The organism is Luteimonas rhizosphaerae (assembly GCF_002849595.1).
GTDB lineage: Bacteria > Pseudomonadota > Gammaproteobacteria > Xanthomonadales > Xanthomonadaceae > Luteimonas > Luteimonas cellulosilyticus.
In genome coordinates, this window is record NZ_NRQR01000007.1 from 47,749 (window position 1) to 55,421 (window position 7,673).

General features: G+C 70.3%; 6 protein-coding genes and 1 tRNA gene. All 7 read right to left on the reverse strand.

The features are described 5' to 3' along the window. Window positions 1–114: 114 nt before the first annotated feature. Window positions 115–1,431, reverse strand: coding sequence for a sensor histidine kinase (locus CJ022_RS03455; protein WP_101925292.1), 1,317 nt, complete (start codon window positions 1,429–1,431; stop codon window positions 115–117). Further along, entirely contained in the window at window positions 1,431–2,105 is a 675-nt protein-coding gene (locus CJ022_RS03460; RefSeq protein WP_101925293.1) for a response regulator transcription factor, read from the reverse strand. Before CJ022_RS03460 ends, CJ022_RS03455 begins: the two co-directional genes overlap by 1 nt. Before the next feature lie 56 nt (window positions 2,106–2,161). Further along, window positions 2,162–3,235: a sensor histidine kinase gene (locus tag CJ022_RS03465; RefSeq protein ID WP_101925294.1), complete on the reverse strand. Its 1,074-nt coding sequence runs from the start codon at window positions 3,233–3,235 to the stop codon at window positions 2,162–2,164. 1 nt (window position 3,236) lies between these two features. Further along, window positions 3,237–3,917, reverse strand: coding sequence for an alpha/beta hydrolase (locus CJ022_RS03470; RefSeq protein ID WP_101925295.1), 681 nt, complete (start codon window positions 3,915–3,917; stop codon window positions 3,237–3,239). Window positions 3,918–3,980: 63 nt separating this feature from the next. Then, a complete protein-coding gene (gene mdoH, locus CJ022_RS03475; RefSeq protein WP_101925305.1) occupies window positions 3,981–5,870 on the reverse strand; it encodes a glucans biosynthesis glucosyltransferase MdoH in 1,890 nt (629 codons plus the stop codon). Further along, window positions 5,867–7,381 carry a glucan biosynthesis protein gene (locus CJ022_RS03480; protein WP_101925296.1) on the reverse strand — a complete coding sequence of 505 codons (1,515 nt, stop codon included), beginning with the start codon at window positions 7,379–7,381 and terminating at the stop codon, window positions 5,867–5,869. Before CJ022_RS03480 ends, mdoH begins: the two co-directional genes overlap by 4 nt. Window positions 7,382–7,456: 75 nt before the next feature. Next, a tRNA-Ile gene (locus tag CJ022_RS03485) sits at window positions 7,457–7,532 on the reverse strand. Between the last annotated feature and the right edge of the window lie 141 nt (window positions 7,533–7,673).

The window sequence follows — 7,673 nt, forward strand, 5'->3', positions numbered from 1 at the left end:
ACGCAGCGGGCGACGCGCCGACGCAAGCGGTCGTCGCCCTCTCCAGTGCACGCACAGCCGAGCCCGTGGTCGACCGCTGCCAGCGCTCCCACGACATCGTCGGCAAGGGCAGGCTCACGGCGGCGCCAGGTCCACGCGCACGCGCGTGCCGCCGCCCACCGCATCGGTGATCGACACGCGTCCGCCATGGCGCTCGACCACCTGCTGCACCAGGTTGAGGCCGAGACCGCTTCCCGTTGCACGTGGGCGCAGTCGATGGAACGGCTCGAAGACGCGCTCGCGTTCTTCGGGCGGAATTCCCGGGCCATCGTCCTCGACCTCGAAGCCGGCACCGCGGACGCGGACGACGACATGGCGCCCGCCGTGTTCGGCCGCGTTCTGGACGAGATTGGTCACCACGCGCTCGAGCGCCGCGGCATCGCCGCGACACGGCAGTGGCGCCTCGATCCGCACTTCGATGGTCCGCTCGGACGCGATCAGCAGCGGCGCCAGGTCGGCGACGACACGCCGCACGAGCGCCGCCAGATCGAGGGCCTCGTCCTGCATGTCGGTATCGAGTCGTTGCAGGTCGAGCAGTTGCTCGCTCAGGGTGGCGAGACGCTGCACGTCGGTGGCGAGGCGGCGTGTTTCCGCGGACGCGGCCGCGTCGACCTTGGCCTGCAGCACCGCGATGGGCGTGCGCAGTTCGTGCGCCGCGGAGGCGATGAAGCGCCGCTGCTGCTCGTAGCCCTCGTCGAGGCGCCGCAGTGCGTCGTTCACCGCGCGCACCAGCGGCGCAATCTCGGTCGGCACCTGGGCCTCGCTCAGGCGACGCCCGCGCCGGTCGACGTCGATCTGCGCGGCCTCGCCCGCGATGTGCGACAGCCCGGCGAGCGACCGTCGCACCACCCACGGCGTGACCAGCAGCGACGTGAGCGCCAGCAGCAGGAAGATCGGGACGATGACGACGTTGGTCGCCAGCAGCACGATGATGCCCAGCTCGTTGAGCTTGCCGTGCCCGAGGATCGTCACCGGCCCCGCCGGCGACGCCTCGCGGCGGATCACGGCGGCCAGCGCATACGGCGCTTCGCGGGCGCGCAGCTGGGCATACGACAGATCGCCGAGCCGGCCGAGCAGCGACGCGTAATGGATGGGCATGTCGCCGAATCCGACGCGCCGCCCGGCATCGTCCTCGGCCACGAACCACAGGTCCGGCGTCGCCGCCTGCAGCTCGGCCAGTTCCGGCGTCCTGCGGAGTGCGAGGCCGCCATCGTCGGCGCGCACGAGGGCGCGCGCGATCACCGGTGTGATCTGTTCGTCGGTGTACGGGCCGCCGCTGTCCAGACGTATCGCCACCGCGAGCAGTACCGCGAACGAGAGCAGCAACGTCGACAGATGGAACACCAGCGGCAGGACGATCAACGGCCGCTTCAGCGAGGAGAACATCGGCATCAGGTCGACTCGCGCAGCAGATAGCCGACACCGCGGATCGCGTGGATCTCGAGGCCGGCGCCCGCGTCGGCCAGCTTGCGCCGGAGCCGTGAGATGTGCGAATCCAGCGTGTTCGATTGCACCGCGTTGTCGAAGCCGAACACCGCCTGCTCGAGCGACTCGCGCAGCACGGTCCTGCCGCGGCGCTTGAGCAACGCCGCCAGCACGCGCAGCTCGCGACGGGGCAGGTCCAGGCGCAGGCCGTCCACCACGACCTCCTCGTTGGACAGATCGAACACCAGTGCGCCCGCGTGGATCGTTTCCCCGGCCAGGTCGGCGGGGCGCCGGCGCAATGCGCGGATGCGCGCGAGCATTTCGTCGATCGAGAACGGCTTGATGAGGTAGTCATCGGCGCCTTCGTCGAGGCCGGCGATCCGGTCGGGCACGTCGCCACGTGCGCTCAGCACGATGATCGGCACGCCGGGATTCGCCGCACGCAGCACGGGCACGAGCGACAGGCCTTCGCCGTCGGGCAGCGTGCGATCCAACAGCACCAGATCGAAGGTGGCCAGCGCCGCGGCTTCGCGCGCCGTCGCCAGCCGGTCGGCGTGATCGACGATGTAACGCTCCCGCGCCAGCACGACGCGCAAGGCGTCCGCCAGTTCGGGTTCGTCCTCGATCAGCAGCACCCTCATGTCATCACCTCACAACGGCCGCTACCGGCTGACCCCGATGTCGGCGGGGTCGCGCGTCACGGCCCGCGTTCGCAGGAGCGCTGCAAGGCCGCATCCGGCGGCACCGGCAGTTCGATGGTGCAGGCGTAGCGGCCGTCGCTCCACCCGTAGCGCATGCGCGCGCGCGGGCCGAACGCGAAGCCGAGCCGCTGCGCGATGCTGCGCTGCGCGTGGCCGGCGCCCTGCGCCGGGGCGGTGTCGGGAGCCAGCGACGGATTGGACACGCCGATGGCGAGCACGCCGTCCGCCATCGTCAGGCGCACAGCGATCGTGCCGCCTTCGGGCAGGCGCGAAATGCCGTGCAGAACGGCGTTCTCCAGGATCGGCTGCAGTACCAGGCGCGGCATCGGCAGCGCCCACGGCAGTGCGCCGGGCGTGTCCCAGGCCACCTGCAGGCGGTCGCCGAGGCGCAGCTGCTCGATCGACAGATAGCGCTCCGCCAGTGAGACCTCTTCGGCCAGCGTCGAGCTGCCCTCGCCGGCGCCGAGCGCGGCGCGGAACAGATCCGACAGGTCCAGCACCGCGCGTTCCGCGACGACCGGGTCGCGGCGCAGCAGGGTCGCGATCATGTTCATGCTGTTGAACAGGAAATGCGGGCGGATCCGCGCCTGCAGCGCATCGGCTTCCGCCCGCGCCTGCGCGGCGACCTGCCCCTGCCAGCGATCGATGATGTAGAAGTAGCGCAGCGCGATCGCCGTCAGCAGCGCGACGACCGCGGCGCTGCCCAGCACGAAGCGGCCGAATCCGGGCAGCGCGCCGTCGCTCTCGATGCTCGCGAACAGGCCGTGCACGATGGCCGCCGCCACGCCCGCCACCAGCATCGCCAGCGCGACGGCCAGCAACGCGCCCAGCCGCATCGGCAGCCGCGACAGGCGTTTGCGCGACGCGCACAGCAACACCGAGACCGACAGGGCGAGCCACAACGCATAGCCGCTGGCGGTGACGAACCCGCGCGCATCCCAGGCCGGCGTGGCGTTGGGCACCAGCGCGACGACGACCACGGTGACCTGCGCCAGGCCGAGCATCGTCGCGAGTCGCGGCAGCCGGCACAGGTCCGGCAGCCAGACACCGTCGGGTGCCGGCGTGCCCATGTCAGCCGGCCGCGAAGCGCTGCGTGAGCCAGTCCCCGACGGCGACGATCTCTTCGGCGCAGACCGAATGCGGCATCGGGTAGGTGTGCCACTGCACGTCGAAGCCGAGCGAGCGCAGCAGCGTCGCGCTCTGTTCGCCGGCGATCGGCGGCACGACCGGATCCTGGGTGCCGTGCGCCATGAACACCGGCTGGCGTTCCGCGCCGGCGACCCGCGCAGCCTGCGCGCCACGGGCCGCAGGCATGTAGGTCGACAGACCGATCAGGCCGGCCAAGGGCTCACGCCGACGCAGCCCCGCGGCCAGCGTCACCGCGCCGCCCTGCGAGAAGCCGGCCAGCACGATGCGCGAGGCCGGCACGCCGCGCGTGGCTTCGCGGGCGATCAATGCGTCGATCTGCGCGACCGATTCCAGCACGCCGGTTTCGTCGGCGCGGTTGGCCAGGTCGAAATCGACGATGTCGTACCAGGCCCGCATGCGCGCGCCGTTGTTGATCGTCACCGCGCGGTGCGGGGCATGCGGAAACAGGAAACGGATCGCGGGCCAGTCGGGCCGCAGCAGTTCGGGCAGGATCGGGACGAAATCGTGGCCGTCGGCGCCGAGGCCGTGCAGCCAGATCACGCTCCACTGCGGCTCGGCGCCGGTCTCGCGTTCGATGCACTCGAGCAATGCGGTGGTGTCCATGCGGTCCTGTCGAAACGGGGCGGGCCAGTGTAGACGCTGGCCCGGGACCGGCGCGCGGCGGCGTCAGTCGAGACGGGCGTTGGCGGCGGCCTCGGCCACTTCCGCGCGCAGCTCGCTCGCCCGCACCAGCACGCGCGGCGGATCGCGTTCTTCCGGCGTCGAGAACAGGCCGACGCGGCGCATCCACAAGCCGATCCGCCGCGACGACGTCAGCCGCACGATCGGAATCGACGCGGCCAGCCCCACGATCACCGGCGACATCCAGAGCGCCAACCCGGGCGACATCCACCATGCGGCCACACCCATGACCAGACCGAGCAACGTGGTGCCGCGGTAGTTGCGCCACAGGTCGCCGAACGTCTGACGGCCGTCGTCGCGCTGCTGCGCATCCCAGCCCGAGTCGCGGCCGGCGAGCACTTCGGCCACGCCGCGCGACTGCACGTACATCGTCACCGGCGCCATCAGTGCGGCGAAGACGTTTTCGATCAGCACGCTGACCAAGCTGCGCAGCGCGCCGCCACAGCCGCGGCGCATGCGCGGGTCGAGCAGGGTCACGACGTAGCCCATGACCTTGGGCGCGAACAGCATGCCCATCGTCAGCAGGAACACGGCGAGGAAGCGGTCGGGATCGAGCGCCATCCAGTACCCCGCGGCGGAGAAGCCGTCCTGGCCCGGAATGCCGTGCTGCAGTGGAATGGCCAGGCCGACGAGTATCAGCATCGCCCACAGCGGCGCGGTCAGGTAATGGCCGATGCCGATCAGCAGATGCCACCGGCTGACCCAATGCAGGCCGCGCGTCGGCAGCACGCCGCCATGCTGCAGGTTGCCCTGGCACCAGCGCCGGTCGCGGACCAGCATGTCGGTCAGCGACGGCGGGCCTTCCTCGTAGCTGCCCTCGAGCGTCGGAATCATGTGCAGCGCCCAGCCGCCTCGGCGCATCAGCGCCGCCTCGACGAAATCGTGGCTCAGCACGTTGCCGCGGAACGGCACCGTGCCCTGCAGCGCGGGCAGTCCGGCGTGCGCCGCGAAGGCGGCCGTGCGGATCATTGCGTTGTGGCCCCAGTAGTTACTCTCTGCGCCGTGCCACCAGGCCACGCCATGCGCGATCACCGGCCCGTACATGCGACCGGAGAACTGCTGCATGCGCGCGAACACCGTCGCGCCGTTGACGATGACCGGCAGGGTCTGGATCAGCGCGACGTCGTCGTTGCGCGCCATCGCGTCGGCCAGCCGCACCAGGGTGTCGCCCGTCATCAGGCTGTCGGCATCGAGGATCAGGAACTGCGGATACGCCCCGCCCCAGCGACGCACCCAGTCGGCGATGTTGCCGGCCTTGCGTTCGTGGTTGTCGTCGCGGCGCCGGTAGAACAGGTTCTGCGCCCCGGTCCGCGCGCGCAGGCGCTCGAAAGCCTTCACTTCGCGCGCATGGATGCCGGCATCGCGCGTATCGCTGAGCACGAACAGATCGAAACGGTCGCCCAGCCCCGTGTCCTGCAGCGATTCGCGGATCGCCTCGAGCCCGGCCAGCAGGCGTTCGGGATCCTCGTTGTAGGTCGGCATCAACAGCGCCGTGCGCACAGAGAGCGGCGGCAGCGGTCGTGCAGGATCGATACCCAGACGCGCAGGCCGTCGCATCAGCACCAGCACGAAACCCGCGAGCGAACTGGTGAACGACTGCACGATCCACGCGAACAGCGGCACGAAGACCAGCAGCAGCAGGCCTTCGAGCACGTCGATCCCGCCGACGCGCAGCAGCCACCAGATCTGGTACGTCGCGATCACCGTCAGCAGGGCCGCGGTCACGACGATCGACGCCCGGCGCCAGCCCATGCCCCGCGGCGACGACGGCCGCGGGCGTGTGTCGAGGCGTCCCACCGTCAGCGACTGCACCGGCATCGCGACCGGCGACTCGGACGGCATCGCCGTGGATTGCGTGGTGGTCGACGTGGTCATGCGGTCCACCGGTACAACCACGTTTCCGAATAGGGAGCGCCCGCATGCAACAGGCGCATGCGCAGCTCGACGACCGTCGCGCCCTGCGGTTCGAGCTCGACACTCACGCGCCAGCCGCCGTCGGGACGCCGATGGATCACAGGATTGCGCAAGGTGCCGGCCGATGCCGCAGCCTCGATCACGGGCAGCGTGTCGCCCTCGAGCACCGCACCGCCATCGAGATCGATGATGCAGAGCCGCGAACCGGTCGTGGTCTTCGGGACCGCTCCGATGCGGGTCGCGCTGACGGTCGCCAGTTGCGGCAGCCAGACATGACCGGCGGTCCAGTGGATCCGGTAGCGCCAACGCGATTCGGTTCCCGCGGCGAGCGGCGCGGCAGGCCGCCAGAAGGCGACGATGTTGTCGTGGTATTCGTCGGCGGTCGGAATCTCGACCAGATGGACTTCGCCGGTGCCCCAGTCGTCGAGCGGTTCGATCCAGGCGCCCGGGCGGCGCTCGTAGCCTGCCTCCGCGTCCTGGAACTCGGCGAAGGTGCGTTTGCGCTGCATCAAACCGAAGCCCCGCGACGCCCGGTCCTGGAAGCCGCTGTGCTGCAGGGCCGCCGGATTGCCGAGTGCGCGCCAGACCTGCTCGCCGGTGCCGGTCAGCATCGCGAGCCCGTCGGAGTCGTGGACGGCCGGGCGGTAGTCGTCGATGCCGACGCGATCGCCGGCGTCGAACTGGAACATGCTGGTCAGCGGCGCGATGCCGGGCGCGGCGATCTCGACCCGCGGGAAGAGGCGCGCGTCGACATCGAACACGGTCTCCCGGCCCGGTGTGATCGAGAACCGGAATGCGCCGGCGACGCTGGGACTGTCGAGAAGGGCGTCGACACGGATCGACGCTGCACCCGGTTGCGGACGATGCAGCCAGAACGCACGGAACACCGGGAATTCCTCCGGCGCCGGATCGCCGGTGCCGATCGCCAGCCCGCGCGCGGACAGCCCGTAACCGAGTCCCTGCGCCACGGCGCGGAAGTAGCTCGCGCCGAGGAAGGCACAGAGTTCGTCGTAGTAGTCGGGACCGTTCAGGGGGCCATGCAGGCGGAACCCCGCGAAACCGATATCGTCCAGCGGCGGCGCGGCGCCGGGGCTGTAATCGAAGTCCTGCGTGGTGAACGGCAACGAGCGCGCCCGACCGTCCTCGACGACCCGGATCTCGATACGCGGCCTGAAAAGGAAGCCGCGGTGGAAGAATTGCGCCTGGAACGGCACCCCGTCCCCACGCCACAGGGCACGATCGGGGCGGAACCGGAAGTTGCGGTACTGGTCGTAGTCGGCCCCGGCGAGCGAGGCGGGCAATGCGGTGTCAGGTGCGACATAAGCGTCGGCCGCCAGCGCCCGCGCCAGTTCGACGACCGTGTCGTCCGAGAATGCGTCCGCGGGTCCTGTCGTCGTCGCCGCCAGCGCCGACCACCAGCCCCCGGCCAACGGCAGCGCCATCGCACCCGCCAATACATCACGTCGTTTCAAAGCACATTCCCGCGTATTCAGGATCAGGCGGCACTGTAGCGGCCGATGCGTAAGATTTCGCGAAGTCACCGCGAGTGGTGGGCCCACCAGGACTCGAACCTGGAACCAAAGGATTATGAGTCCTCTGCTCTAACCATTGAGCTATAGGCCCGACGGGCGGCATCGTAGCAAGGCGCGGGTTGGGGGCATACCGCGGGTGCGCGGCGTGGCGCTCGCCTCAAGTCGGCGCGGTCTCCGTTCTGTTGGATCAGGTGCTCTGCTGCACTGGCGTTCGATCGCTCGCCCCGATGCC

Bases quoted from the DNA above. Each gene is read 5' to 3' on its own strand.
- CJ022_RS03455 (WP_101925292.1), bottom strand. From the start codon at position 1,431: ATGCCGATGTTCTCCTCGCTGAAGCGGCCGTTGATCGTCCTGCCGCTG.
- CJ022_RS03460 (WP_101925293.1), bottom strand. From the start codon at position 2,105: ATGAGGGTGCTGCTGATCGAGGACGAACCCGAACTGGCGGACGCCTTG.
- CJ022_RS03465 (WP_101925294.1), bottom strand. From the start codon at position 3,235: ATGGGCACGCCGGCACCCGACGGTGTCTGGCTGCCGGACCTGTGCCGG.
- CJ022_RS03470 (WP_101925295.1), bottom strand. From the start codon at position 3,917: ATGGACACCACCGCATTGCTCGAGTGCATCGAACGCGAGACCGGCGCC.
- mdoH (WP_101925305.1), bottom strand. From the start codon at position 5,870: ATGACCACGTCGACCACCACGCAATCCACGGCGATGCCGTCCGAGTCG.